The organism is Frankia sp. Mgl5, assembly GCF_023242985.1.
Lineage (GTDB): Bacteria > Actinomycetota > Actinomycetes > Frankiales > Frankiaceae > Parafrankia > Parafrankia soli.
Genome location: NZ_JALKFY010000801.1, coordinates 1 through 21117 on the forward strand (window position 1 = coordinate 1; position 21117 = coordinate 21117).

General features: G+C 73.1%; 22 protein-coding genes. 12 read left to right on the plus strand and 10 right to left on the minus strand.

The window, feature by feature from the left end; all coding sequences use genetic code 11:
* Positions 1–177: 177 nt before the first annotated feature.
* From MXD62_RS28670 to MXD62_RS28685, 4 genes are all read left to right on the plus strand, one after another.
* The gene (locus tag MXD62_RS28670) at positions 178–387 is read left to right on the plus strand and encodes a hypothetical protein (RefSeq protein ID WP_248832509.1); all 210 of its coding nucleotides are present in this window, start codon (positions 178–180) and stop codon (positions 385–387) included.
* A 140-nt stretch (positions 388–527) separates the two neighbouring features.
* The gene (locus MXD62_RS28675; RefSeq protein WP_020461860.1) at positions 528–1097 is read left to right on the plus strand and encodes a DUF6529 family protein; all 570 of its coding nucleotides are present in this window, start codon (positions 528–530) and stop codon (positions 1095–1097) included.
* Positions 1098–1181: 84 nt separating this feature from the next.
* Positions 1182–1649, plus strand: a complete 468-nt coding sequence (locus MXD62_RS28680; protein WP_248832510.1) for a Rieske (2Fe-2S) protein — start codon at positions 1182–1184, stop codon at positions 1647–1649.
* A gap of 106 nt (positions 1650–1755) precedes the next feature.
* Complete coding sequence (locus tag MXD62_RS28685) at positions 1756–2307, plus strand: FHA domain-containing protein (RefSeq protein ID WP_248832511.1); 552 nt, start codon at positions 1756–1758, stop codon at positions 2305–2307.
* A gap of 102 nt (positions 2308–2409) precedes the next feature.
* Here the strand turns inward: MXD62_RS28685 and MXD62_RS28690 are convergent, their stop codons facing one another.
* Both MXD62_RS28690 and MXD62_RS28695 read right to left on the minus strand, forming a co-directional pair.
* Positions 2410–2763 (minus strand): VOC family protein, encoded by a 354-nt coding sequence (locus MXD62_RS28690; protein WP_308301343.1) that lies wholly within the window; start codon positions 2761–2763, stop codon positions 2410–2412.
* A gap of 165 nt (positions 2764–2928) precedes the next feature.
* Positions 2929–3771, minus strand: a complete 843-nt coding sequence (locus tag MXD62_RS28695; RefSeq protein WP_020461856.1) for an SDR family oxidoreductase — start codon at positions 3769–3771, stop codon at positions 2929–2931.
* A 98-nt stretch (positions 3772–3869) separates the two neighbouring features.
* Between MXD62_RS28695 and MXD62_RS28700 the strand changes: the two genes are divergently transcribed.
* Positions 3870–4445 (plus strand): TetR/AcrR family transcriptional regulator, encoded by a 576-nt coding sequence (locus tag MXD62_RS28700; RefSeq protein WP_041254524.1) that lies wholly within the window; start codon positions 3870–3872, stop codon positions 4443–4445.
* A 134-nt stretch (positions 4446–4579) separates the two neighbouring features.
* On the opposite strand, the gene MXD62_RS28705 is transcribed toward MXD62_RS28700, so the two are convergent.
* The 5 genes from MXD62_RS28705 to MXD62_RS28725 form a co-directional block, all read right to left on the minus strand.
* Entirely contained in the window at positions 4580–4954 is a 375-nt protein-coding gene (locus tag MXD62_RS28705; protein ID WP_248832513.1) for a hypothetical protein, read from the minus strand.
* 245 nt (positions 4955–5199) lie between these two features.
* The gene (locus MXD62_RS28710; protein ID WP_248832514.1) at positions 5200–7836 is read right to left on the minus strand and encodes an FtsX-like permease family protein; all 2637 of its coding nucleotides are present in this window, start codon (positions 7834–7836) and stop codon (positions 5200–5202) included.
* Positions 7837–7843: 7 nt separating this feature from the next.
* Complete coding sequence (locus MXD62_RS28715; RefSeq protein ID WP_248832515.1) at positions 7844–8650, minus strand: ABC transporter ATP-binding protein; 807 nt, start codon at positions 8648–8650, stop codon at positions 7844–7846.
* An 81-nt stretch (positions 8651–8731) separates the two neighbouring features.
* Positions 8732–9493 (minus strand): phosphatase PAP2 family protein, encoded by a 762-nt coding sequence (locus MXD62_RS28720; RefSeq protein WP_248832516.1) that lies wholly within the window; start codon positions 9491–9493, stop codon positions 8732–8734.
* Positions 9494–9578: 85 nt separating this feature from the next.
* Positions 9579–10970, minus strand: a complete 1392-nt coding sequence (locus tag MXD62_RS28725) for an NAD(P)/FAD-dependent oxidoreductase (RefSeq protein ID WP_248832517.1) — start codon at positions 10968–10970, stop codon at positions 9579–9581.
* A gap of 249 nt (positions 10971–11219) precedes the next feature.
* Between MXD62_RS28725 and MXD62_RS28730 the strand changes: the two genes are divergently transcribed.
* From MXD62_RS28730 to MXD62_RS28745, 4 genes are all read left to right on the plus strand, one after another.
* The gene (locus tag MXD62_RS28730) at positions 11220–12251 is read left to right on the plus strand and encodes a histidine kinase (RefSeq protein ID WP_248832518.1); all 1032 of its coding nucleotides are present in this window, start codon (positions 11220–11222) and stop codon (positions 12249–12251) included.
* A gap of 106 nt (positions 12252–12357) precedes the next feature.
* Positions 12358–13002 carry a response regulator transcription factor gene (locus MXD62_RS28735; protein WP_198145655.1) on the plus strand — a complete coding sequence of 215 codons (645 nt, stop codon included), beginning with the start codon at positions 12358–12360 and terminating at the stop codon, positions 13000–13002.
* 210 nt (positions 13003–13212) lie between these two features.
* The gene (locus tag MXD62_RS28740; RefSeq protein WP_071066785.1) at positions 13213–13395 is read left to right on the plus strand and encodes a lasso RiPP family leader peptide-containing protein; all 183 of its coding nucleotides are present in this window, start codon (positions 13213–13215) and stop codon (positions 13393–13395) included.
* Between the two features lie 213 nt (positions 13396–13608).
* On the plus strand, positions 13609–14949 hold the full coding sequence (locus MXD62_RS28745) for an FAD-binding monooxygenase (protein WP_248832519.1): 1341 nt from the start codon (positions 13609–13611) through the stop codon (positions 14947–14949).
* 10 nt (positions 14950–14959) lie between these two features.
* On the opposite strand, the gene MXD62_RS28750 is transcribed toward MXD62_RS28745, so the two are convergent.
* Positions 14960–16300: a hypothetical protein gene (locus MXD62_RS28750; RefSeq protein ID WP_248832520.1), complete on the minus strand. Its 1341-nt coding sequence runs from the start codon at positions 16298–16300 to the stop codon at positions 14960–14962.
* A 169-nt stretch (positions 16301–16469) separates the two neighbouring features.
* Here MXD62_RS28750 and MXD62_RS28755 point away from each other — a divergent pair, with 169 nt between their 5' ends.
* The 3 genes from MXD62_RS28755 to MXD62_RS28765 all read left to right on the plus strand — a co-directional run bounded on the left by MXD62_RS28755 (position 16470) and on the right by MXD62_RS28765 (position 19285).
* Positions 16470–17180, plus strand: coding sequence for a response regulator (locus MXD62_RS28755; RefSeq protein WP_248832521.1), 711 nt, complete (start codon positions 16470–16472; stop codon positions 17178–17180).
* Positions 17181–17361: 181 nt separating this feature from the next.
* Positions 17362–18261, plus strand: coding sequence for an LLM class F420-dependent oxidoreductase (locus MXD62_RS28760; protein WP_248832530.1), 900 nt, complete (start codon positions 17362–17364; stop codon positions 18259–18261).
* 130 nt (positions 18262–18391) lie between these two features.
* Entirely contained in the window at positions 18392–19285 is an 894-nt protein-coding gene (locus MXD62_RS28765; protein ID WP_248832522.1) for an SDR family oxidoreductase, read from the plus strand.
* Positions 19286–19364: 79 nt separating this feature from the next.
* On the opposite strand, the gene MXD62_RS28770 is transcribed toward MXD62_RS28765, so the two are convergent.
* Positions 19365–20510, minus strand: a complete 1146-nt coding sequence (locus tag MXD62_RS28770) for an RNA polymerase sigma factor (RefSeq protein WP_248832523.1) — start codon at positions 20508–20510, stop codon at positions 19365–19367.
* The gene (locus tag MXD62_RS28775; protein ID WP_248832524.1) at positions 20507–20914 is read right to left on the minus strand and encodes a YciI family protein; all 408 of its coding nucleotides are present in this window, start codon (positions 20912–20914) and stop codon (positions 20507–20509) included. Before MXD62_RS28775 ends, MXD62_RS28770 begins: the two co-directional genes overlap by 4 nt.
* Positions 20915–21117: the final 203 nt, after the last annotated feature.

Consider the following 21117-nt stretch of genomic DNA (forward strand, 5'->3'; position numbering starts at 1 on the left):
GCCGGATGGCCAGATCCCAGCGGGACCCGACCCGGCGCGTCCACACAACGGGCAAACCTTCGCGGCTACGGCACTAGGAGGTTCCCTGATGTACCCGGTCGCGCCGCCGGCGCCACGCTGTTGTTCATGCCGACCTACATCCTGTGTCACCGACACGAGCCGGCCGAATGCCGATTCGTGTTCGCGGCCTGGCGCGGGTTCGACAGCCCGTTGCGCCACGGCCGGGCGCTCGCCTCCTGTGGCAGGAACGGCCAGGCCGCCGACGCCCGGCACGCGATCTTCTGGACGGTGGAGGCCGCGGACGCCGGCGCCGCGCTCGCCTACCTGCCGGCGTACCTGGCGTCGCGGACCGAGGTGGTGCACGTCGCCGAGGTGCCGATCCCCTGATCGGACGACCGGCGTGCCTTGTCCGTGCCAGGGGTTCCCCCGATGTTTTCGCGCTGCCCCGGCACGACAGGTTTGTCCTGGTTCCCGCGGCACCGCGGGAACCAGGACCGTGTGAATCAGGGCGTCAATGGAGGCTGATCATGACGACGGCCAGTGAACGGGCTCGACCGGCGACGGGCGGTATCGGGATCGCCGGCGTGTTGCTCGTCGGCGCCGCGGTAGCCGTCTCACTCGGGGTGTACGCAAAGACGCACGATCCGGCCGGCCGGCCGTTGTACACACTCGGTTTCTCCGGCCCGCTGCCGATGAAAGCCTGGTTCACCACGGCCGCCGCGCTGCTGCTCGTGGTGCAACTGACCACGGCACTGTGGATGTGGGGCCGACTGCCCGGTGCCGGGTCGGCTCCGGCATGGGCGGCGATCCTGCACCGGTGGAGCGGTAGCACGGCGTTCATCTTCACGTTGCCGGTGGCGTTTCACTGCATCTGGTCACTCGGTTTCGCCACGGCGGACTCGCGGGTGTTCCTGCACAGCCTCGCCGGATGCACGTTCTACGGCGCCTACGCGGCGAAGATGATCGGCCTGCGAACGAAAGGGCTGCCCGGATGGGCACTGCCGGTGCTCGGCTCCGCCGTGCTCACCGCCCTCGTCGTGCTGTGGCTGACGGCGTCCCTGTGGTTCTTCACGCGCTCGGGCATCCCGCACGTCTAGCCGAGCCATCTCGATCAGCCGAGTCATCTCGATCATCGTTCGGCGTTCAGGTAGGTCGTCGGACAACCGAACACGGAGGGCACCATGTCAGAAGCGGCACACCCGGCGGCCCCGGCGGGGATGCTGTCGCGCCGGGCCGTACCCGGCCTGGTGGCTGTGGTCGCCGGCGTCGCTGGCTACGTCGTCGCGAGCGGCAGCGACGCGGCCGAGCCGAAACCGGCGACGGCTGCCGCGAACGGCGGTGGCGGTGCCGGGGCGGGGGGCGGGCAGCGCCTTGCCGGCCTCGCCGAGGTGCCGGCCGGCGGTGGGCTGGTTCTTGACGACATCGGCGTCGTGCTCACGCGCAGTGCCGCCGACGAGGTGCTCGCGTTCTCGGCCGTCTGCACCCACCAGGGTTGCACCGTCGGCTCGGTGGCGGGCGGCACGATCAACTGCCCGTGCCACGGAAGCAAGTTCGACGCGGCGACCGGGGCACCGGTGGCCGGCCCGGCGAAGACCCCGCTGGCGCCGGTGGCTGTCGTCGTCCAGGACGACACCGTGTTCACCGCCTGACCTCGAACAACCGGCCCTGGCCTGCCCTGACCGGCCCTGGCCTGCCCTGACCGGCCCTGACCGGCCCTGACCGGCACGACCTGCCGACCGAAGAAATGGGGAACCGATGAGCCCGGTACCGCTGCGTGTCCAGACGCCCTCCGCCCAGGCGACGTCCGCCCAGGTGATACTGCCCGGCGAACGACTGGCCGTCGTCGGGCGTGGGCGGGACGCGGACGTTGTCATCGCCGACAGCCGGGTGTCGCGGCGACACGCCGAGCTCGAACCCAGCGGGGACGGGTGGACGGTGCGTGACCTCAGCGCCAACGGCATATGGTGCGACGGGCGGCGGACCGCGACCGTGCGCGTCCAGTTCGATGAGGTCCGATTGCGGCTCGGCGCGGCCGACGGCCCGGAACTGGTGCTCGTCCCGCAACGCTCGGCGGCCGGACCACCAGCCCAGCCCGGACCGGGTCTCGACGTCGGCGACATGGCGACCCGGTTGGCCGTCGGCGGCCCGCTGGCACCCGCGCGGCCACGCCCGGTGGGACCCGGACCCGCCGCCGTCCCGGCCCCGGTCAAGACGGCGGCGCCACCGCGCTGGGCTCGCGCGTTCCCCACCCTGGCGTGGCTGGCGGCAGCCGCCTTCGCCGTCGGCGCACTGATCGCGCTTACCTGATCAACTCCGACAGGGCGTCAGCTGGGTGCGGGTGTCAGCCTCGACCCATAAACCGCGGTTTCGAGGTCCGGCGTCGCGTCCACGCCCCCGCGACCCTTGCGGTCAGGCGGTCTGCCACAGCTCGACCCGATTGCCCGCGGGATCGGTGACCCAGCCGAACCGACCGACACCCTCCATGTCCTGCGTTTCCGCGGCCACGTCCGCTCCCTTGGCGCGCAGTTGCGCGAGCATCGCGTCCAGGTCGCGGACCCGGAAGTTGAGCATGGTCTGCTGGGTGCGGGACCCGAAGTAGTCGGTCTCGGACTCGAACGTCGCGAACACCGTCAGCCCGGCTCCCTGACGCCACAGGCCGTTCTCATCGGCGTCCAGGCCCAGGCAATCGCGATACCACGCGCTCAGGGCCGCCGGGTCGGCGGCCCGCATGAAGTATCCACCGATTCCAAGCACACGTTCCATGCCGCTATCGTGCCAGGACGGCAATCGGGCGGGCTGGCACCACACCATCGCCCGCTTCACCCCCGTCTCCATCGCGGGGAACTCGTAAGTCGTCGCCCCCCTCGACAGGTCGACGACGATGCGCGTGGCGTTCGGGTCGAGCGCGGTGACCGGGACGGTTGACTCTCAGCTCCTCGCGGCGAACAGGTCGACCCGGCCCGTCGAGACGGCGGCGACCGCGCCTCCGTCGACGAGCAGGTCGATTCCGGTGATGAACGAAGCGTTGTCCGACAGGAGGAAGTCAACGGCGGCGGCGATGTCGTCCGCCGAGCCGAGCCGGCCGGTGCCGGACGCCGCCACCATGGCGCGCATACCAGCGCCGGACTCGCTCGCGAGCTCCTGCTGTCCCATCTTCGTCGAGATGACGCCTGGACTGATCGAGTTGACCCGGGCGCCTCGTGCGCCCCACGCGTTGCTGGCCGAACGCACCCGCAGCTGGTTGGCCCGCTTGGCGAAGGAGTAGGCATAACCCGCGCTCGGGAACGCGTCCACCGCCGTGAACGGCAGGTTCAGCAGCTCCTCGGTGGCGGTGTTGGCCAGCTGAGCCTCGATCTCGCGGGCTGGCGGGGGAGCGAGGTAGCCGGACATGCTCGAGATGACCACGCCGGCGCCGCCTACGGTGACGACCTCGGCGAACGCGTCGAGCACCAGCGCGGTACCGAGCAGGTCGACCTTCAGGATCGCGTCGACCGGCGCCTGCGTGGGGGACAGCCCCGCGGTGTGGACCACGTGCCGCACCGGGCCGAGGGCCGCGGCGGCCCGTGCGAGCGCGTACACGGACTCCCGGGACGACACGTCCACGACCTGGGCTGTCACCTGCTGGCCCTCGTCGCGGAGGTTCTCGGTGACGGCGTTCAGCGCCGTCTCGTTGTAGTCGGCCAGCAGTACCGTCTTGCCCGTGCCGACCCGGCGGGTTACGGCGACACCCATGCCGCCCGTGCCGATGACCACCAGTACCTCGTTCGGCATGTCTCAAGCTCCCCACGTCTAATTCCGAGACGACCAGTCTCGGATTAGGGATGATACGCCCGCGGTCCCGGCCGGGTCGCGCTCCTAGACTCACGTGGATGACGGGCGGGCGCCGGCGCAGTGAGAGCTCGCGGCGGGCGATCCTCGACGCGGCCCGCGGCCTGCTGCTCGAACGCGGTTACGAACGGTTGACGATCGACGCCGTCGCCGCCCAGGCCGGCGTCGGAAAGCAGACGATCTATCGCTGGTGGGGGTCGAAGGGCGCCGTCGTCGCCGATGCGGTGCTCGAGGGCGGGCTCGTGCCACCGTTCGTCCCCTTGCCCGACACGGGAGACATCGAGGCCGATCTGCGCGCCTGGCTGCGGGCCTGGACCGCGCATCTGGCCTCCGGTGTGGGCACGAGCCTCATCCTCGCCCTCACGGCGGCCACGGCCGAGGACCGCGCCGTCGCCGATGTCCTCTACGAGCGCTTCACCGGACCCCACGAGCAGCTCCTGTGCGACCGCCTGGAGAGTGCCCGCGCGGCGGGTCAGCTCGGGTCGCAGGTGCCGGTCCCGACGATCGCCGGCGTGCTGATCGGCTCCCTGCTTTATCGCGTCCTCAGCAGGCAGGCACCGCCGACGGCGGACGACGCCGACATGGTCGTGCGCCTGGTGCTCGCCGGGGTTGCCTGATCTGGACCCATCTCCCTGTCGAGCATCGGTGCGGCACCCCCGTGGTACAGCCCAACGGTCATCCCGGACTGGTGTTCAGTGGGCCTTGTCGAACGCTTCCCGCCTGATCGGGTTCGAGGACGCGGGCCGGCGCTTCAGGGCGCGCCGGCGTGCAGCGCCCATCCCCGGGCCGCCGCGAGCACCAGCAGCACGACCACCAGAGGCACGCCGAAGAGGACGACGAGTCCGAACCCGATGTTGGCGCCGATCACCCCGGCGGTCGCGACGTGGTACCCGAAGCCGAGGATCACGCCGACTCCGACGAGCGGACACACCACCTGCCACCGGCGCCGGTCGGCGGCGCCGCGGCGGCCCCCGTGCAGCAGGAGCGCCGCGGCGGCTGCCGCCAGGAGCAGAGCGATAACGCCGATGGTCGTCATCCACCCGGCCGGGATGTCCAGCGGCCGGACGGCGTAGTCGAGTTCCGACCGCGGGACGCCCCGGTAGTCGTCCTGTCCCAGCAGTCCCACGACCGCGACCGGCACGGCCGCGATCAGAAGGATGGCAGCCCCACTGTGAAGGGCCCGGGCGAGGGCGGAGGTCGGCGTCCGTGTCGGCGGCGAGGTGGACATGAAAGCCAGTCTTCCCATCAGCTCCCGGGACGGCCTGAGCGCGAATACTCAAACTCACCGGGCGGTTCCGACGGCCGGGAGTCGGTGATCATTCCGCGGCGGGCCGCGGGGCGCCGTTCGGGGAGTGGGGGCCGAGTGGCGTTCTACTCGATCACTCGCAGGGTGGACGGGACGTCCATCCGGCGTACCCGCCGGGCGGACAGCAGCGGGGCGACGGCGACCGCGAAGACCCCCAGCAGCAGTGTGGTCAGCAGGGTGGGAACCGACAGCACGGCCCGGATGCCCAGGTCGGGCAGGGTGTCGGCGAGCAGGACCTCGACGGTCCAGCGCAGCGTCCAGTAGCCGGCCACCAGGCCGATCACCGTGCCGAGCAGGCCGATCAGCGCGCTCTCGGCGACGGCGAGCGCCAGCACCCGGCGCGGGGCCAGCCCGAAGGCGAGCATCGTCGCCTGCTCCCGGCGGCGCTCGTCCATCGCGATGCTCATCGCGTTGTAGGCGATCAGCAGGGCGAGCAGGAGCACCGCGATCTCGGCGATCCGCAGGATGCCGACGAACGTGCGTAGCAGCGCACGGATCTCCTCGATGCTCCCCGTCGCCGGGACGACGGAGCCGACCCCGGGGACGGCCGCGAGCGTGCGCATCGCGTCGAGCTGGTCGTAGCCGGGCGCGGGCAGGACGGTCAGCACGTTCGTCAGGCCGGCGAGGCCGAACGAGCCGGCGTCGGCGGCGTCGAGGAAGGCCACCGAGCGGACCGGGAAGCTGTGGATGCCGGCGACGCGCAGCGGGGTGTCGACCGTCTGGTAGCCGTCGCCGGCCCGGCGCGGATGGCGCAGCAGGACCGTACCGCCGACGCCCACGCCCAGGTCGTGGGCGGCCTTGGCGGCGAGCAGCAGGCCGCCTGTCGGGCTGCCCTCGGTGATCGAGGGTGACCAGATGTGGTTGTCGACGTCCAGGATGTAGGTCAGGGTGTCGATCGGTTCGTGCGGTGCCGAACCGGGCGGCCCCAGCAGCCTGGTGGGCAGGGCGAGCGTGGCGTCGGAGCCGCGGACCGCCGGTGAGCCGGTGACCGCGGTGACGGTGGGCGAGGTGACGGGCTGCACCGACGGCAGCGTCACCCGCAGCCGGTCGGGGCTGGTGGACGTCAGCTCGGTCTCGGCGGCGTCGGTCGTCCGGGTGAAGGTGTCGAGCTGGCCGGTGAACACGACCTGTGCCGTGATCGCCGCGGCGATTCCCAGGGCGGTGAGCAGCATCCGCCGCGGGGCGCGCGCCAGGTTGCGCGCCGGCATCCGGGCCAGGCTCCCCCCGGGCAGCGGGAACCCGTGCCGCCGCCGCCGCGGGCGACCGCGGGCGCGGTCGCGGGTGGAGCCGGAGATGGCCGACGCGTGGATCGCCCGCACCGGCTCGACCCGCACCGCCCGCCACACCGGGTGGACCGCCGCGACCAGCGGCAGCAGCAGGCCGACCGCCGCGGCGCGGGCGAACACCCCGACCTGGAAGCCGGTGCGCCAGTCCGGCAGCGGCCACACGTCGCGCAGCATCGCGCCCATCGCGGCAGTGATGATCATCCCCGTGGCCAGCCCCGCGAGGACCCCGAGGATCCCGATCTGCAGCCCCAGCAGCAACGGGCGCAACGCCAGCATCCGGGACGGCACCCCGAGCGCCATGCCGATGCCGATCTCCCGGCGCTGCGCGTCCACCACCCGTCCCACCAGGTTGAACGCGGCGAACATGGCACCGACCAGGACGAGCAGCGCGAGCGCGTTCCACAGCGCCTGGTTGCTCTCGATCGAGTCGTACATGATCTGCCGGGACGCGATGTCGTCACGGTTGGTGATCGTGGTGCTCACCCCGGGGAGTCGCTCGGTGACGGCCGCGGTGAGCTGCCGCTGGAGGGCCGCGACGTCGGTCCCGGGCCGCGCGGTGAGGACCAGGTCGTTGACCGCTCCCGGTTTGCCGGCGAGGTTCTGCGCGGTCTCCAGCGAGGTGTAGAGCACGCCGAAGCCGGCCTGGGTGATCAGTCCGGGCTGCTCGCCGGGCAGCACGAAGTACTCCGGGGACTGCCCCTCGCCGACGTATCCGATCTCGCGGTCCCCGCTGATCCGTACCGTGCCCGTCGCCGGCAGGTCGTTGGCCTGGGCGAACCCGTGGTCCAGGACGCCGACGGGCCGTCCCCGGTCGGCCGTGGTGAGCGCGCGGCCGGCGGCGACCGAGATCCCGTCCACGAGCGGGCGCGCGGTCAGGTCGACGCCGACGACCTCGCCGCGGACGAGCACGTCCTTGTGTCCCGGCCGGCTCGCCTCGATCTCGGTGAGGAACATCAGGCGCTCGGCGCTCGCATCCACGGCGGCCGGGTCGGGCAGGGCCGCGACGACGTCGCGCAGCCGCCCCCGCGGCACCGTGGCGCCCGCGTCCAGGCTGATCCGCAGGTCGTGCACGTTCAGCCCGGCGAAGCTGGCGTCGTAGGACTCGTAGCGCCACCGCGACGTGCTGGTCAGGCCGGCGTACAGGCCGGTTCCCTCGCCGATGACGGCGGCGAGCGCCACCACCAGCAGCAGCCGCGCCCGCAGGTCGCGCCACGACCACCGCAGCCACAGCCCCGCCGACCCCGCGCCGCCCCGGACCGGCCCGCCGTCGTCCCCGGATGCCGCGCCGCGCCGGCCGCTGCCGGGCGCCGCGCCACGGCCGCTGTTCCCGTTGCCGGGTGTCGCGGCGTGGGCGTCACCGCCGGGTGTCTCCCCGAGCACCGCGCCGCGCCGTCCGCCGCCGCCGCCGTTCACCATCGGCCGCTCACCATCGCAGGTCGCCGACGGGCACGCGGCCGCCGGGCGGCGGGCCGTCGGCGACGATCCGTCCGCTGGACAGCTCGACCACGCGGTCCGCGATGCGGGCGATCTCCCGGTTGTGGGTGACGACCACGACGGTGCGGCCGGCGGCCGTCTGCGCCTCCAGCAGGACGAGGATCTGGACCCCGGTGTGGAAGTCGAGCTCGCCGGTCGGCTCGTCCGCGAGCAGGATCGGGTTGCCGGTGGCGAGCGCGCGGGCGATCGCCACCCGCTGCTGCTCCCCGCCGGAGAGCTGGTGGGGGAAGTGGTCGCCGCGGGGCGCCAGCCCGACGCCGTCGAGGACCTCCTCGGTGACCTCCCGGGCCCGCGGCCGGCCCGCGACGTCGGCCCCGAACCGCACGTTCTCCCGGGCGGTGAGCGCCGGGAACAGGTTGAACGACTGGAACACGAAACTGACCGTGTGCCGCCGGATCTCCCGCCGCTCCCGCCGCGAGGACCGGGTGAGATCGGCCCCGCCGAGTCGGACGGTCCCAGCGGTCGGGATGTCCAGCGCCCCCACCAGGTTCAGCAGGGTCGTCTTGCCGCACCCGGACGGCCCGAGGACGACCACGAACGCGCTGTCCTCGACCCGCAGGTCGACGTCCTCGAGCGCGGTCACCCCGGCCTCGCCGCCGCCGTAGTGCTTGCCGACGCCACACAGGTCGATGCGGGGCACCACCGGCACGACCGTTCCGTGGGCGTCGCGCCGCGCGGAATCGGCCCGGCCGGGGCCGGGGCCGGTTCCGTGGGTGTCGGCGTCGGCGTCCCTCACCCGTCCCCCTCCGTTCGTGGCCCGGCGGGGCCCGGATAAGTGTGGGCCCGGCCCGCCGACCCGGCCGGCATCCCGGCGCGGTCACATTGGGTGTGCCGGACGCGGTTCGGCGCAGGCCGGGCGCAGGCCGGCGGACCGCCGTTCCCGGTCATCCACGGCGAACCCCCGGGCCAGAACGGTGCGGTGCACGGCCGCCAGCCAGCAGGCGCCGAGAAACGCGCCAGCCAGGACGTCGCTGGGATGGTGCATGCCCCGGTACGTGCGGCAGAAGGCCACGATCAGCGGCACCGCGACCGCGGCGGCGACCGCCACCGCCGCCCCGGCCCGTGCCGCGCCCCGGCCCCGGCCGTGGCCGTGGCCGTGACGGGGGTGACGGCGGGCGACGTGGAGCAGAAGGAGGGCGAGGCCGCCGTAGAGGCAGACCGAGGCGGCGACGTGGCCGGAGGGGTAGCTGGCCATCGGGTCACCGGGGTCCAGCCGTGCCACCGCGGGCCGCGGGCGCGCCACCAGGGCGTTGGAGATCTCGTAGATGGCGGTCTCGCCGGCGGTCAGCAGGATGATCCCACCGGGCAGCCACCAGGCCCTGGTCCGCCAGGCGGCGACGGCGGCCAGCACCGCGGTCGCCGCGATCACGGTCCAGGTGTCGGCGAGCCAGGTGGCGGCTTCGGTCGCGCGCACCAGCCAGGATGTGCGGTGGCCCGCCAGCCACCCCACCGCGGAGGTGTCCTCGTCGCGGATCCCCGCCGGGCCCTCGTCTATCAGGAAGCCACTACCAACCAGGATCAGCACCAGGATCGCGGCGGCCAACGGGAGCCGGGCCGCCTGCGCGCGGATGATGTTCACAGCGGCGATGTTCCCCGCGAAGCGGGGAGTACCCGCAAATACGGGGATAACCGACAGCCCTGAGCCCACGGCGCGCGCTCTGAGCTCAGGGCGCGCCGTACAGCTCCGTCTGCTCGACCTGCGCGATCGTGGCGTTCGGCGGGGGGAGGAACCCGAGCTGCACGACCCGCGGCCGGGCCACGGCGCCGAGCAGCCAGTCCGCGCCCACATAGGCGCGGTTGGCCGCGGCGCCGAGCGCCAGCAGGTGGTACCCGCGGGTCACCGCCGCCGCCAGCGGCCCGGACAGCGGCAGGCCCAGCGGGTTCGCGACCGCGTCCGCCCCGCCCAGGTCGACGACGAAGCCCAGGTCGCGGTGGCGGTACGGGCGCATCCGGCCGTAGCCGAGGGACGCCGCGACATTCCGCCCCGCCGCCCCGCCCTGCCGTACCGCGTGCTGCGCGGTCTGCCCGGCGGGAGCGCCGCCCTTCGTCACGTCCGGGACGGCCGCCGCGTCACCGAGCGCGAACACGCCGTCCAGGCCGGGGACCTGGAAGTTCTCGTCGACGACCAGCCGCCCCCTGACCGTCTCCGCCCCGAGCCGGCTCATCAGCGGATTCGGCGTCACACCCGCGCACCAGACCAGCGTGTGGGACGGGATCACGGCGCCGTCGGTGAGCGTCACCGCGTCCGCGCGCACCTCGGTCACGGACGTCTCCAGCCGCACCTCCACACCGCGCTCGCGCAGGACCTTCGCCGCGCCGGCGCCGAGCCGCTCGTCGAGTTCGGGCAGCACCCTGGGCGCGAGGTCGAGCAGCAGCCACCGGGTCTGCGCGGCGTCGAGCCGCGGGAACTGCCCCATCGCCTCGACGGTGAACCGCCGCATCTGCGCGGCGAGCTCGGTTCCGGTGTATCCGGCGCCGACCACGACGAACGTGCACCGCGCCCGCCGCTCGGCGTCCGAGTCGCTGGCGTCGGCGTACTCGAGCTGGCGCAGGACGTGGTCACGCAGGTAGACCGCCTCGGCAAGGTTCTTCATTCCGAGCCCGTGCTCGGCCAGCCCTGGGATGTCGAACGTCCGGGTGAGCGCGCCGGGCGCGAGCACCAGCCTGTCCCAGGCCAGCGTGGACGGCTCGCCGGTCATGCCGACGACCGTGATCTCACGGCGCGCGGCGTCGACCGCGGTGGCATGGCCCAGATGCGGCACCGTCCGCCGCAGCGCACCGCGGACGGACACCGCCAGGTGCCGCGGCTCGATGTCGCCGGCGGCGACCTGGGGCAGCAGCGAGGTGTACAGCAGATGGTCCGTGGGGGAGACGAGCACGAGCTCGGCGGCACCGGCCGGCAGCCGGGCCTCCAGATGGCGCAGCACCCCGAGCCCGGCGTACCCGCTGCCCACGACGACGACCCGCGGCCGCCGCCGCCCCGCATCGTCCTGCCCGCGCAGCCGACGTGCCTCGACATGACGGACCAGCCGGGCGGCGGTGATGGAGTTCCTCATGATGTGCTCCTCACGGTGTGCTCCTCACGGCGAGCGGTCCGATCACGATGGGCGGTCCGAGGCGATCGGTGCGTTCCTTCCGATGGCATCGGTTCGATAATCCGGCCTGCCGCCGCCCCACCGGCCCGGTTCGCCGTCCGCGGCCTTCGTCGGGGGCCAGTCCCCGGGCGAAAGGGATGCCCAGGCCTCTCGTGGTCGCCGTCCGGTTCGGCGAGGCTGGAGCACATGAGTTCCGGGAAGGTCTCGACCATGTCCTCGGCCAGGGTGCCGGGACCGGTGGCGCCACCGGTCGTGATCGGGCTGGCGGCCGGGACCGTCGTGCTGCTGATCTGGGCGGCCGTCGGCGGCGGTTACTTCTGGCCGCGCTGGGTGTGGTTCGGCATCGGCACCGTGTTCTGGGCCGCGATCCTCGTCGGGTGGGTCCGGCGGATACCGCCGGGGCGGCGCCGGTGGCTCGCCGCCACCCGGGCGGTGGCCGCCCTGGCCATCCCGGTCAACGTGGTGGTGTGGGCGCTGTCCGGCGGCGGCTACTTCTGGCCGGTCTGGACGATTCTCGCGCTCACGATCGGGCTCGCAATCCACACCTGGATCGTCGCGCTGATGCCCGCCGAGCGGGAGCGTGAGCTCACTGAGCGTGTCGACGCTCTCACCCGCACCCGCCGCGGCGCGCTCGACGGTCAGGCCGCCGAGCTCAAGCGGATCGAGCGGGACCTGCACGACGGCGCCCAGGCGCGGATCGTCTCGCTGGCGATGAACCTCGGCATGGCCGAGGCCCTGCTGCACAGCGACCCGGCGGCGGCGGCGAAGCTGCTCGGCGACGCCCGGCTGTCCGCGGTCGGCGCGCTCGACGACCTGCGGGCCGTCATGCACAGCATCCACCCCTCGGTGCTCGCCGACCGGGGGCTCGCCGGGGGCATCCGCGCGCTCGCGCTCGACCTGTCCCTGCCGGTCCGCGTCGACGGCGACGTCCCGTCCGGGCTGCCGGAGGCGGTCGAGTCGGCCGTCTACTTCGCGACCGCGGAATGCCTGGCCAACGTCGTCAAGCACAGCCGAGCCGCGCACGGCGCGGTGCGGTTCGCGCACGACGGCAGGATGCTGAGCGTGGTCGTCACGGACGACGGGCTCGGCGGGGCGGATCCCGCGCTCGGCCAGGGCCTGCGCGGGGTGGTGCGCCGGCTCGAGGCGTTCGACGGCCGGATGTCGGTGCACAGCCCGTCCGGGGGACCGACGAGGATCACGATCACCCTGCCGTGCCCGGTCCTGCCGGGCGCGGAGACCTGAGGACCCTGAGGACCCTGAGGGCATGAGGGCCCAAAGGACCTGAGGGCCGAGCGAAACTGAGGAGGTGCCGTCCGTGCCGGAGGAACCCGCCGACCCCGCGCGGCCGCTGCGGGTCGTGCTCGCCGAGGATCTCGCCCTGCTGCGGGACGGGCTCATCCGGCTGCTCGAGGCGCACGGCTTCGAGATCGTCGCCGCGGTCGACAACGCCCCGCAGCTGGTGCGCGAGCTCGTCACGCTGCGCCCGGACGTCGCCGTCGTCGACGTCCGACTGCCGCCGAGCCACACCGACGAGGGCCTGCGCGCCGCGCTCGAGGCGCGGGAGCGCATCCCCGGGCTGCCGGTGCTCGTGCTCTCGCAGTACGTCGAGCAGCTCTACGCCCGTGAGCTGCTCGCCGACGGCCGGGGCGGTATCGGCTACCTCCTGAAGGACCGGGTCTCCGACGTGGGCCAGTTCGTCGACGCCGTCCGGCGGGTCGCCGCCGGCGGGACGGCCCTCGACCCCACGGTGGTCGCCCGCCTGCTCGACAGCCGCCGCCGTCGCCTGCCGCTGGACCGCCTCAGCCCGCGCGAGCGTGAGGTGCTCTCGCACATGGCGCAGGGCAGGTCCAACGCGGCGATCGGTGCCGCGATGGTGATCACCGAGAAGGCCGTCGGCAAGCACACCAACAGCATCTTCACCAAGCTGGGGCTGATGCCGTCCGAGGACGACAACCGGCGGGTGCTCGCCGTCCTCGCCTACCTCGAGGGCTGACCCGCCGCCGGTGCCCGGGCGACCCGGCCGGGCGCCGACCGTGGCGACGGTGACGAACCGAGAGTGAACCGTCACTGAACCCGTCCCGAGCACGATGGAATTCGGACGGGCGCGCCCGTCGTCCCGCTGGGTCGGCCGGCCCGTCATCGTCACGAGCCGCGGAGGCGCGCTCGGACTGTCCAAACGTGAACTCGGACGGAGGAACAGGTCATGAAGGCTACCTACGAGGCGCCCGCTATCCAGGCTCGAGGCTCGTTCCGGGACGTCACCCGTCACGGCTTCATCATCATCGGCGGCGGAGGCGGCTGGGGCTGGGGCGGCGGCTGGGGCTGGAGCGGCGGCTGGGGCGGCTGGGGCTGGGGTGGCTGGGGATGGGGCGGCTGGGGCTGGTGAGACCAGCCTGACCGCGCATTCCCAGGACCGGTAGTCCAGCGGCGGGCCAGCCCGCCGTCGCCGCCCGCCGGTGTGGCGAAGTGGCGAAGTGAGGTCGTGCAGGTCGGCGAGCAAGGGCCCGCGCTGCGCGGCCTCGCCCCATTTACGGGCACCGGTCCCGATCGGTGCCGACGAGGATTTCGTGACCAGGGGGGTCTCGTGAGGATTGTCTGTGTGGGCGGGGGCCCGGCCGGGCTCTACTTCGCCATCTCCGCCAAGCGCCGGGACGCCGGCCACGAGATCACCATCATCGACCGCGACCCGCCCGGCGCCACCTACGGCTGGGGTGTCGTCTACTGGGACAACCTGCTCGACGTCCTGTTCCGCAACGATCCCGACAGCGCCCGGGAGATCCGCGGCGCGTCCACGCTCTGGCAGGAGCAGGACATCAGCCTGGGCGGCGAACGGGCGGCGCACTTCGCCGGCTACGGCTTCAGCGTGCAGCGTGCGGCCCTGCTCGACATCCTCACCCGGCGCGCCGAGGAGCTCGGCGTGCGGGTCGAGCACGACCGCGAGGTCGCCGACCTCACCGACCTGGCGGACCTGGGGTGCCTCGGCGGCCTCGGCGCGCACGCCGACGCCGACCTTGTGATCGCCGCCGACGGCGCGAACAGCCAGGTGCGCAGCATGTTCGCGGACCGGTTCGGCACCCGGGTCGACACCGGCGGCAACCGCTACATCTGGCTGGGCACGCCCCGGCGCTTCGAGCGCTTCACGTTCGCGTTCGAGTCGACCCCGGCCGGCTGGGTCTGGTTCCACGCCTACCCGTCCGGGGCGGAGGTGAGCACCTGCATCGTCGAGTGCGCGCCGCGGACCTGGGACGCGCTCGGCCTCGGCACGGACGACGGCGAGGGACTACGCCTGCTCGAGGAGATCTTCACCGGCCCGCTGGCCGGCGAGGGCCTGATCGACCAGCTGCGCCGGCCCGCCCGCTGGCAGCGGTTCGGCCAGGTCAGCAACCGCAGCTGGTACTGGGACAACATGGTGCTGCTGGGCGACGCCGCCCACACCACCCACTTCACGCTCGGCTCCGGCACCGCCCTGGCCATGATGGACGGCGTCATGCTCGCCCAGATGCTCTACGAGCACAGCGAGGTCCCGGTGGCGCTGGCCGAGTTCGACCGGGCCGGCCGGGCCGCGCTGGCCCCGCTGCAGGCCCGGGCCCGGACGAGCATGGCCTGGTTCGAGCGGATCGACGGCCAGCTCGACCGGGCCAGGCCGGCCACCGGCGGCGACCCCGACCCGGTGGCCTTCGCCTATGCGATGGCCACCCGGCAGGGCGACCAGCCGCCGTGGCGGTACCAGGCACACCGGGCGATGCAGGTCGGGGCCGTGCGGCGGCTGCGCCGTGAGGTCGACTCGTCGGTGCGCTGGTACCTGGCCCGCCGGCGCGGCGAACCGGCCCGGCCCGGCGGCCGGCCGGCGCCGGCTGGCACCCCCACGCCCGCCGGGCCGTCCGGCCGGGCTCTGGCCGGCGCGGGTTCCGGGTCCGCCGCGCACCGTTCCCACGGTTAGCCCGCCGGCGTCAGGTGCGCCGCCAGATCACCGGGACCTGGCTGGTGAAGGACCCCGCGTGGCCGACGACCAGGCCCGACCGGTTGATCCCGGACGCCTGGCCGGGCTGCAGGGGTGCCGGGCCGCTGAGGTCGTGGGGTACGCCCCCGGACCACAGCCAGGGCCGGTCCACGCCGTCCGGCGTCATGGCCGAGCCGATGACGGTGCCGTCGTCGGCGAGGTTGACGGGGGAGAAGATGTCGCCGCCGAGCCCGGTCACCGCCTGCCGCTGGCCAGCGGTCCAGACGTATGCGGTCGAGGCGGTGTGCGCCGGGAAGATTCCGACGGTGTTCGTGGGCTCCCCCTCGAACGGGTACGAGATCTGCTCGTGGCTCTCGACCAGCACCTGGCCGCGCTCGTTGATCGCGACAGCCGAGCTCTCGGTGAGCCCGGCGGCCGTGCCCAGGTCGCGCATCCGCCCGTTCTCCCAGAGGAACGCGTGGCTGTGCCTGTCCGCGGTCTCGCTGACCCCGACGACCTGGCCGCGGTTGTTGATGTCGAGCGGAGTGCTGGAGGGCCCGCCGAGGGTTCCGAGGTCACGCAGCCCGCCCGGCCCGGACAGGAAGGCATGCTCGGAGCCGTCCGCGGTCGCGCTGCTCCCCGCGACCTGACCGTGGTCGTTGATCAGGTCGGCGCTGCTCCACGAGCCGCCGAGCGTGCCCAGGTCGACCGCGGTCCCGTTCCGCCAGACCGTCGCGCGGATCTGGGGCTGGTAGTCCGTGAAGACGTCGCCGGCCTCCTCGGATCCCGCTTCGGATCCCGCTTCGCCGGCTGGCGCCTGCTTGGTGGCGCCCTCGGCCGGGCCGTAGTCCGCCAGCGGAGTGTTCGTGCCGCTCAGGCCGACCACGGTGCCGTCTGCGCTGATCGAGCCGGCATAGCTGTAGCGGTCCGGCCCGGGATCGGTCGGTTCCAGCGTCGTCAGTGTCCCGTTCTCCCAGACGAACCCCCGGCTCTGCCCGGTGTCCGAGTACAGCGCGCCGACGACCTGGCCGCTGTCGTTCACCTGCCACGGCATCGCGCCCGGGATCGTGGTGGGGACGCCGTCGCGCCACACGACCCCGCGCTGGTTGAACGCGTTGTCCCAGGCCTGCCCGATGACCACGCCATCGTCGTTCACGTCGAGGGCGTACCCGGTGGTGGCCCCCGCCGGCAGGTCCAGGGCGATCAGTTCCAGTCCGCCACCGTGGTAGGTGGACCCGGGGGTGGCCGCCGCGGCCGGCGGGGCCAGTGCCACCGCGGCGCCGATCGCGCCGGCGGCGGTGAGCGCGGCGAGCGCCGCGGCTCGCACCCGCGCTCTCGTGGTGGTCGTCATGGGCCCCTCCCGAGAATCGAGATAATTACTCTCCGTAGTTGATCTCGGATGCTAGGTCGCCCCCGGTCCGGCGACCGGCAGGCCCCGCTGTCGGATGACCGACCGCGTCCCGCGCCGCGCGGCGCACTGCCATGCTGGGACGGGCATGGCACGCGACGGGAGCGGGGGCATGAGCGAGGAATCCGCGCCACGGGCCGGAGGCCGGGTGCTGTTCGTCGACGACGAGCCGCAGCTGCTGCGCGCGATGCGGATCACCCTGCGTGCCCGCGGCTACGAGGTCCGCACCGCGGTCGACGGCGGGCACGCGCTGACGGAGGCCGCCGCCCACCCGCCCGACATCGTGCTGCTCGACCTGGGCCTGCCGGACATGGACGGCATCGAGGTCATCCACGGCCTGCGCGGGTGGACCGGCGTCCCGATCATTGTCCTGTCCGGGCGGACGGCCGGGCAGGAGAAGATCGCTTCACTGGACGCCGGGGCCGACGACTACATCACCAAGCCGTTCTCCGTCGAGGAGCTGCTGGCCCGGATGCGCGCCGTCGCCCGCCGGGCCCCGGCCGCCGAGACCGGGCCCACCGCGGACGTCGGCGGCTACCGCGTGGACTTCGCGGCGAAGGCGGTGACAGCCCAGGCCGAGGGCGGGTCGGCCGTCCATCTGACCCCCACGGAGTGGCGGCTGCTGGAGGCGCTCGTCCGCAACCCGGGCAAGCTCGTCAGCAGCCGCGCGCTGGTCAGCCAGGTCTGGGGACCGGCCTACGCCGCCGACACGTCGTCGCTTCGCCTCTACATCAACCGGCTGCGCCGCAAGCTCGAGCCGGACCCCACCCGCCCGCGCCACCTCACCACCGAGCCGGGGATGGGCTACCGCTACCAGCCCTGACCTCGCGTTCCGTGACTGGGGCGAGGCCGTGGCCGACACCGGCCCGCAACCGGATCCGTGGCCGGGTGTGGCCGTTCCCGGTGCGTCCGGAGCCGGCCAGGATTTCTGACTTTAGTGTCAATTTTCTGGTAGACAGATTCCACGGACAGGCCCGCGGCAGACGTACGACGAGGTGACGACGATGCGCTTCATCTTCCACTACCCGGAGACCTCGGGCACTGACGGTGACATGCTCGATCCCGGTCCGTTACACGAAGTGGCGGCGGCCGCCGAGCGCGCCGGCTTCGACGGCTTCTCGCTGACCGAGCACCCGGTCCCCGGCGCCCGCTGGCTCGACAACGGCGGGCACCAGAGCCTCGACCCGTTCGTCGCCCTGGGCTACGTCGCGGCCGCGACCACCCGGCTGCGGCTGCTCACCTACCTGTCGGTCGCGCCGTACCGCAACCCGTTCCTGCTGGCCAAGGCCGCGGCGACCGTCGACAAGCTCTCCGGCGGCCGCTTCACCCTCGGGATCGGTACCGGCTACCAGAAGTCCGAGTTCTACGCGCTCGGCGTCGACATCGACGAGCGCAACACGCTGTTCGACGAGATCCTCGACGCGCTGCCGCTGCACTGGAGCGGTGAGCCGTTCAGCTACAAGGGCCTGCACTTCGACGCCCGCAACGTGATCGCCCGCCCGCGGCCCGTCCAGGACCCGATCCCGATCTGGATCGGCGGCAACTCGAAGCTGAGCCGGCGCAGGGTGGCGGCCCGCGCGCAGGGCTGGATGCCGATGTCCGGCGGCCCGCAGCTGGTCAACACGGCCCGCACAGCCTCGATCGGCTCGATCGCCGAGCTCGCCGGCATGATCCGCGAGGTGCGGGACACCGCCGCCGCGAACGGCCGGACCGACCTGATCGACGTGATGTACTCCTACTCGACCGCCATCTCGGCGGAGAACGTCAGCGAGGATCGTCACGGCGAAGCCCTGGCCGAGATCGAGAAGGCGGGCGTGACCTGGGCGGTGGTCTCGTCCCACACCAGTTCCGCCGCCGAGACCCTTGAGTTCATCGAGGCCTTCGGCGCGGCCCACCTGTCGTGACGTGCGCCCGGATCTGACCCCGGCCGCGGTGCCGGGACGTCGGCCGCGGTGCCGGTCAGAGGGTGGTGGCGGTCAGGTGGTGCCGGTCGTGCTGTGGTGCCGGTCGTGACGTGGAGCGGAGGCGCGGATCATGGGTTGGTTCGAGGACAGAGGCGGGCTGGCGGGCAGCGTCGCCGTGGTCACCGGGGGAGCGGGGGGCATCGGCGGGGCCGTGACCACCGATCTGGCGGCCAACGGCGTGCGCCTCGCGGTGGTCGACATCGACAAGGACGCGATCGACGCCCTGCAGGCCGCGCTGGATGAGCAGGGCGCCGAGGCGATCGTGCACCACGGCGACGCCCGCGACCCCGACGTGCTCGCGGCGCTGTTCGCCGCCGTCGACGAACGCTGGGGACGGGTCGACACCCTGGTCAACGTCGTCGGCGGCACCTTCCGCGCGCCCTTCGTGGAGACCAGCCCGAACGGCTGGAACGCGCTGCTGCGCATGAACCTCATGCACGTGCTGCACGCCTGCTCGCTGGCCGCGCCCCGGATGCAGGCGGGTGGGCGAGGCGGCAGCATCATCAACCTGACCACCATCGAGGCGCACCGGGCCGCCCCCGGGTTCGCGGTCTACTCGGCGGCCAAGGCCGCGGTGGAGCAGTTCGGCCGGACCCTGGCCGTGGAGCTCGCCCCCGACCGGATCCGGGTCAACAACGTCGCCCCCGACTACACCCCGACTCCCAACATGACCAAGATGACAGGCGGCGACGGCGCGTACTCGACCGAGGTCGGGATCCGCGTCGGCATCCCGATGGGCCGGGCCGGCGAGGTCGCCGACGTGTCCGGCTGCGTGGTCTTCCTCGCCTCCGGTCTCTCGACCTACGTCACCGGCTCGACCCTGCACCCCGACGGCGGCACCTACGCCTCGTCGGGATGGCTGAACTGGCCGGGCACCGGTTTCTCGAACCACGCACCGTCGCACGTCCTGGCGAACCTGGGAGCGACCGGCGCCGACCCGTCGGCCGCAGGGGAAACCGGCTAGAAGCTGCACCTCTTCCTGAACTTCCTGAACTTCCGGAACCCCGCGGCCGCGCGGACGGTCTGGGGGTCTGGGGGGTCAGTCAGTGGCACCGGCGGGTGTTGAGCCGGGCGGCCTGGCGGGTCAGGTGGTCGCGTTCGGCGAGATCGGGTGCCTTCTGGGCCGCTTCGGCGTACAGCCGTGCCGCGGTCGCCAGGTTGCCGTCGCGTTCGTGGAGGTAGGCCGCCACCGCCGCGTGGCGGGGTAGTGAGTCGTCCAGCGCCGCGAGCGCCGCCAGGCCGGCGCGTGGTCCGTCGGCCTGGCCGACGGCCACCGCGCGGTTGAGTCGGACGACCGGGCTGTCGGTCAGGCGCGTGAGCTCGTCGTACCACTCGACGATCTGCACCCAGTCCGTCTCCTCGGCGGTGGGTGCGTCGGCGTGGAGTGCCGCGATGGCGGCCTGGGCCTGGAACTCGCCCAGCTGGTCGCGGGCGAGAGCCGCCTGCAGGATCGCGACGCCCTCGGCGATCGACGTGGTGTCCCACCGGCGGCGGTCCTGCTCGGCGAGGGGGATGAGGCTGCCGTCGGGCGCGGTCCGGGCGGCGCGCCGGGCGTGGTGGAGCAGCATGAGGGCGAGCAGCCCCGCCACCTCGGGGTGGTCGATCGCGGCCGCGAGTTGCCGGGTGAGCCGGATGGCCTCGGCGGCGAGGTCGACGTCGCCGGAGTAGCCCTCGTTGAAGACCAGGTAGAGGACGCGCAGCACGGTGGCGACGTCGCCGGGCTGGTCGAACCGCACGCCGGAGACGGTGCGCTTGGCCCGGCTGATGCGCTGCGCCATGGTCGCCTCGGGCACCAGGTAGGCCTTGGCGATCTGGCGGGTGGTCAGCCCGCCGACGGCGCGCAGCGTGAGCGCGACCGCGGACGACGGCGTCAGCGACGGGTGGGCGCACAGGAAGTAGAGCTGGAGTGTGTCGTCCACCGCGGGCGCGGGCCCGGGCGCCGGTTCCTCGTCGACGAGGTCCTCACGCCGGCGGCGGGCGGTGTCCGCCCGGGCCGCGTCGAGGAACCGGCGCCAGGCCACGGTGACCAGCCAGCCCTTCGGGTCCCGCGGCGGGTCGGCCGGCCAGACGCGGACCGCCTCGACCAGAGCGTCCTGCACAGCGTCCTCGGCCGCCGCGAAGTCGGCTCCGCGGCGGACGAGGATCCCGAGCACGCTCGGTGTGAGGCTTCGAAGCAGGACCTCGTTCAATCCGTGATGGTGGGCGGCGCGGTCAGGAACGGGCGGACCTCGAGCCACTCGTGGATCGGCTTCCCGCCCGCCCCGGGAGCGGCCGACAGCTCCCCGGCCAGCTCGATGGCCCGCTCCTGGCTGTCGACGTCGATCACCATCCAGCCGGCGATGAGATCCTTGGTCTCGGCGAACGGACCGTCGGTGACCGGCGGGCGACCCTCGCCGTCGTACCGGACGAACATCCCCTCTGGGGCGAGCGCCTGGCTGTCGACGAACTCGCCGGTCCCCTCGAGCCGGGCTGCGAAGTCGTTCATGTACTGGATGTGGGCCGAGATCTCCTCCGGCGTCCACTGGTCCATGGGCACGTCGTTGACCGCGGCCGGGGCGCCGCGGTAGTGCTTGAGCAGCAGGTACTTGGCCATAGTGCTTCTCCTCGGTGCTGGTGCGACCCATCTTGGCCGCCTTCACCACGGGGACGGAGCCAGCCACGGGTTCTCGACATCGCCGTCCGAACTTCTTGGGTCCACGAACAGCAGCGACGAGGCGCCTGAATCAAGAGAAGGCCTCGCGCGCGTCACTGTACGTGTGGTCGGGTGGGTTGCGTCAGAGCAGCCGACGCACGGTG

Excerpts from the sequence above, each read along its gene's own strand:
- MXD62_RS28675 (WP_020461860.1), top strand. The coding sequence starts at position 528 with ATGACGACGGCCAGTGAACGGGCTCGACCGGCGACGGGCGGTATCGGG.
- MXD62_RS28680 (WP_248832510.1), top strand. The coding sequence starts at position 1,182 with ATGTCAGAAGCGGCACACCCGGCGGCCCCGGCGGGGATGCTGTCGCGC.
- MXD62_RS28685 (WP_248832511.1), top strand. The coding sequence starts at position 1,756 with ATGAGCCCGGTACCGCTGCGTGTCCAGACGCCCTCCGCCCAGGCGACG.
- MXD62_RS28690 (WP_308301343.1), bottom strand. The coding sequence starts at position 2,763 with ATGGAACGTGTGCTTGGAATCGGTGGATACTTCATGCGGGCCGCCGAC.
- MXD62_RS28695 (WP_020461856.1), bottom strand. The coding sequence starts at position 3,771 with ATGCCGAACGAGGTACTGGTGGTCATCGGCACGGGCGGCATGGGTGTC.
- MXD62_RS28700 (WP_041254524.1), top strand. The coding sequence starts at position 3,870 with ATGACGGGCGGGCGCCGGCGCAGTGAGAGCTCGCGGCGGGCGATCCTC.
- MXD62_RS28710 (WP_248832514.1), bottom strand. The coding sequence starts at position 7,836 with ATGGTGAACGGCGGCGGCGGCGGACGGCGCGGCGCGGTGCTCGGGGAG.
- MXD62_RS28725 (WP_248832517.1), bottom strand. The coding sequence starts at position 10,970 with ATGAGGAACTCCATCACCGCCGCCCGGCTGGTCCGTCATGTCGAGGCA.
- MXD62_RS28730 (WP_248832518.1), top strand. The coding sequence starts at position 11,220 with ATGTCCTCGGCCAGGGTGCCGGGACCGGTGGCGCCACCGGTCGTGATC.
- MXD62_RS28740 (WP_071066785.1), top strand. The coding sequence starts at position 13,213 with ATGAAGGCTACCTACGAGGCGCCCGCTATCCAGGCTCGAGGCTCGTTC.
- MXD62_RS28750 (WP_248832520.1), bottom strand. The coding sequence starts at position 16,300 with ATGACGACCACCACGAGAGCGCGGGTGCGAGCCGCGGCGCTCGCCGCG.
- MXD62_RS28755 (WP_248832521.1), top strand. The coding sequence starts at position 16,470 with ATGAGCGAGGAATCCGCGCCACGGGCCGGAGGCCGGGTGCTGTTCGTC.
- MXD62_RS28760 (WP_248832530.1), top strand. The coding sequence starts at position 17,362 with ATGCGCTTCATCTTCCACTACCCGGAGACCTCGGGCACTGACGGTGAC.
- MXD62_RS28765 (WP_248832522.1), top strand. The coding sequence starts at position 18,392 with ATGGGTTGGTTCGAGGACAGAGGCGGGCTGGCGGGCAGCGTCGCCGTG.
- MXD62_RS28775 (WP_248832524.1), bottom strand. The coding sequence starts at position 20,914 with ATGGCCAAGTACCTGCTGCTCAAGCACTACCGCGGCGCCCCGGCCGCG.